Origin of the sequence: Microcystis sp. LEGE 08355 (assembly GCF_015207185.1) — a bacterium.
Taxonomy (GTDB): Bacteria; Cyanobacteriota; Cyanobacteriia; order Cyanobacteriales; family Microcystaceae; genus Microcystis; species Microcystis panniformis.
The window spans coordinates 1-3957 of sequence record NZ_JADEXI010000438.1 but is presented as its reverse complement, the minus strand read 5'-3'; the positions used below and the strand labels follow the sequence as shown (position 1 = coordinate 3957).

2 protein-coding genes are annotated in these 3957 nt (G+C 42.7%); one reads left to right on the top strand and one right to left on the bottom strand.

What is annotated here, in order from left to right:
- Nucleotides 1–160 precede the first annotated feature (160 nt).
- A complete protein-coding gene (gene metK / locus IQ242_RS18750; protein ID WP_193961007.1) occupies nucleotides 161–1411 on the bottom strand; it encodes a methionine adenosyltransferase in 1251 nt (416 codons plus the stop codon).
- A 326-nt stretch (nucleotides 1412–1737) separates the two neighbouring features.
- On the opposite strand from metK, the gene pcrA reads away from it, so the two are divergent.
- Nucleotides 1738–3957 (top strand): DNA helicase PcrA (gene pcrA, locus IQ242_RS18745; RefSeq protein WP_193961006.1); only part of this gene is annotated, 2220 nt, incomplete at its 3' end.

Sequence of the window (3957 nt, the reverse complement as noted above, 5' to 3'; positions counted from 1 at the left end):
GGGAACAGTCAAACTAGGAGCCGTGTGAGGTGAAAGTCTCATGCACGGTTCTGAATGGGAGGGGAGGTCGGTGACGATTTTCTCGACCCCTAATAGTATAAAAAAGGAATAGAGCCTGAAACTCTACTCCTCAATCAAAAATTGCAGTTAATTTCTAACCCTATACTACCACAGAAGTCAAAGCTTCTTTGAGGATAGCGGCTTTATCGGTCTTTTCCCAGGGTAAGTCGAGATCATTGCGACCAAAATGACCATAAGCGGCCACATCTTGGTAAAAACGATCGCCTCTTTCCGAGGGTAAACCGCGCAGGTTAAAGGTTTGGATAATACCGGCCGGACGAAGTTCAAAGTATTTATTGATTAAGTCCAGAATCACATCATCAGCGACTTTGCCAGTGCCAAAGGTTTCCACGAAGACACTCACCGGACGAGCTACCCCAATCGCATAACCCACTTGAATCTCGCACTTATCGGCCAAACCAGCCGCGACGATATTTTTAGCCACATAACGGCAAGCATAGGCCGCAGAGCGATCGACTTTGGTAGGATCCTTACCGGAGAAAGCGCCGCCACCGTGACGAGAATAGCCACCGTAGGTATCGACGATAATTTTCCGTCCCGTTAATCCCGCGTCGCCTTGGGGTCCACCAATGACGAATTTTCCGGTGGGATTAACCAGATAACGGGTATTGGCATCGGGTTTAATCTCTAAATCGCTGAAAACAGGCTCTACTACCGCTTTCCAGAGATCACTTTTAATCTTTTGTTGGACGAGATCATTATCAGTGATATCGCCGATAGTAGCATCGTGTTGGGTAGAAACAAGGATAGTATCGATACCCACGGGACGACCATTTTCATAAATGACCGATACTTGCGTTTTACCGTCGGGACGCAGATAGGACAGTTCACCCGTTTTTCTGACTGCCGCTAGACGGCGAGCGATGCGGTGGGCTAAACTAATCGGTAAGGGCATAAATTCGGGGGTTTCATTGCAAGCGAAACCGAAGACAATACCCTGGTCCCCCGCACCAATTTTATCGAGTTCATCATTGCTGAGAAGTTCGCGATTTTCCTGAGCAGCCGTGACACCCTGGGAAATATCGGGAGATTGTTCGTCTAAAGCGACTAAAACCGTGCAACTATTCGAGGAAAAGCCGTTATCGGCGTTGATATAGCCGATTTCAGCGATTTTCTTGCGAACTAAATCGACGAAGTGAACCTGTGCTTTCGAGGTGATTTCACCGGTAATCAAGACTAACCCTGTATTGACAACCACTTCAGCCGCTACACGACTGTGGTCATCTTGGGATAACAGAGCGTCAAGAATAGTATCAGAAATCTGGTCACAAATTTTATCGGGATGTCCCTCTGTAACCGATTCGGAGGTGAACAAATAACGTTTAGACAAGTGATGTCCCTCACATAGTAGTACATTTGAGCGCAAAAAAGATTCCAAGAAATCTTTGATAATACAGTGTAACAGGGAATTTGTAGAGATCGAGTATTTTCAATAAGAAACCGCCCGAACATTGTCCGGACGGAGTGTGGTGTGAGGAGTGAACGGAAACTTGCGTCTCCGCTAATTCCATTGTAGAGGACAACTTAGAATCTTGAACGATTTGAAAGAAACTGGCCCAAAAAATTTTTATCTCTTCAAGGGGTTGACTAATGCCCGATCCTCGTCTCGATGATGTAGCCTGAGTAATAGAGGTCGCAGAGCTATATGCAAAGATTATGACAGTCACAGCCGATTATTTAGAACAACTCAATCCTTCTCAGCGCATTGCTGTGGAGCATTTTTGCGGCCCCTTGTTGGTGGTTGCTGGAGCAGGATCGGGAAAAACCAGCGCTTTAACCTATCGTATCGCCCATTTGATCCGTCATCACGGGGTCGATCCGGAAAATATTCTCGCAGTCACTTTTACCAATAAGGCGGCCCGGGAAATGAAAACGAGAATTGAAAAAACTTTTGCTCAACAAAAAGCACAGGAAAAATACGGTCAAAGATTAGAACTTTTGGAAGAATACGAACAGAAAAAACTCTTTTCTCAAGTTTATCGGAATTATACTAAAAAACTCTGGATTGGGACTTTTCACAGTCTTTGCGGTCGGATTTTGCGCTATGACATTAATAAATATCAGGATGAATATGGTCATATTTGGCAAAGGAATTTCTCAATTATGGACGAATCGGATGCCCAGAGTTTGGTGAAAAATATCGTCACTAAACAAATGAATTTAGACGATAAAAAATTTGATGCTCGCAATCTACGTTATGCGATTAGTAATGCCAAAAATTTAGGTTTAAACCCCACAGATTACGCTAGAGAAAACTCTCATTTTCGGGGAAAGGTCATTTCTGAGGTTTATCAGGCTTATCAGATGCAATTGGCACAAAATAACGCCCTAGATTTTGATGATTTGATACTGGTTCCAGTCCGTCTTTTTCAGCAAAATGAATCTATTCTCGGTTATTGGCACACGCAATTTAAGCATATTTTAGTCGATGAATACCAAGATACTAACCAGATTCAGTACGAGTTAATTAGGCTTTTGTCCACCAATGGTGAAACGAAAAAAAGTGAGTGGAATTGGACGGATCGATCGATTTTTGTGGTGGGTGATGCCGACCAATCTATCTATAGTTTTCGGATGGCAGATTTTACTATTTTGCTCAATTTTCAAGCGGACTTTGGCGATGGTTTACCCGATGATGATACTCGCACGATGGTGAAACTACAGGAAAACTATCGTTCACGGGAAAATATTCTGCAAGCGGCAAATAAATTAATTGAAAAGAATAGTCAAAGAATCGATAAAGTCCTTGTTCCCACTAGAGAAGGAGGCGAGAGTATTTATGTTTTTAAAGCCAGAGATGAACAGGAAGAAGCAGCTTTTGTTATCGATAAAATTCGAGAATTTACCCAAGAAAACCCCGAATTAAATTGGGGTAGTTTTGCTATTCTCTACCGAATTAATGCTCAATCTCGCCCCTTTGAAGATGGGTTAATTCGCAATAATATCCCCTATAATATTGTCGGGGGATTTAAATTTTATGATCGACAGGAGATTAAAGATGCGATCGCTTATTTACGAGTGATTGCCAATCCTGCTGATACCGTTAGTTTACTGAGAATTATTAACACTCCCCGGCGCGGTATCGGTAAAACCACAATCGATAATTTGCTCAAAGCTGCCCAAGAATTAGGAGTACCTTTATGGGAAATTATCAGCGATGAAACTTCCGTTAATACTCTCGCTGGTCGTGCGACTAAAAGCATCAATAAGTTAGCTAAAATTATCCAAAACCTGCAAGAAAAAATCACCGATTTATCCGCTAGTGAAATCTTAGATAAAATCATGGAAGATTCGGGATATATTGATGAATTAAAACAGCAGGGAACCGAGGAAGCTGATACCCGGATCGAGAATATTCAAGAATTGTATAGCGCTGTGGTACAATTCCAAGAGGAAAACGAAGAAACCAATCTCCAGGAATTTCTCGCTAGTGCTAGTTTAGCCTCGGATTTAGATAATCTTCAGGAAGGTCAAGAAAAAGTCTCGTTAATGACCCTTCATTCGGCCAAAGGTTTAGAGTTTCCTATCGTCTTTTTAGTCGGTTTAGAACAGGGCATTTTTCCCCATAATCGTAGTTTAAACGATCCCATTGCCCTTGAGGAAGAACGCCGTTTGTGTTATGTGGGAGTGACTCGGGCCAAGGAACAATTATTTTTAACCTACGCAAAAGAAAGATACGTCTGGGGAAATAAAGAGACTAAGGTAGCTTCCCAATTTTTGCAGGAATTGCCCCCAGAATTGCTCACAAGCAACCTGAAACCGAAAAAGACCCCAAAAGTGGTTGCCATGGAAAAGACTGTCTCTGATCAAAGAAAATGGCAGGTAGGCGATCGAGTGTTACACTCTACTTTTGGAGAAGGAGAAGTGACCCATATC